This window comes from Mesorhizobium sp. M00.F.Ca.ET.216.01.1.1, assembly GCF_004010325.2.
Classification (GTDB): domain Bacteria; phylum Pseudomonadota; class Alphaproteobacteria; order Rhizobiales; family Rhizobiaceae; genus Mesorhizobium.
On the sequence record NZ_SADR02000524.1, the window covers coordinates 1 to 289 of the forward strand.

General features: G+C 66.1%; 1 protein-coding gene. It reads right to left on the reverse strand.

What is annotated here, in order from left to right; all coding sequences use genetic code 11:
- Positions 1 to 289: aconitase family protein (locus tag EN859_RS37275; protein ID WP_245525901.1), on the reverse strand; the 289-nt coding region annotated here is incomplete at both ends.

Consider the following 289-nt stretch of genomic DNA (forward strand, 5'->3'; position numbering starts at 1 on the left):
GGCGCCTTGACCTTCTGCCAGTAGGCGTCGCCCTTGAAGACGTCGGCATATTTGCGGGCGAAAAGCTCGCGGGTGACGTTCTTCTCGATGAACTCCTGGATCTCGGCCGAGGTCGGCCAGATGTCCCTGAGATAGACAGGCTTGCCGTCGCTGCCCTCGCCGAGCGGGTCGGTGGTCAGGTCCTTGGTCACCGTGCCGGCCAGCGCATGCGCCACCACCAGCGGCGGCGAGGCGAGGTAGTTGGCCTGCACATCCGGCGAGACGCGGCCTTCGAAGTTGCGGTTGCCGG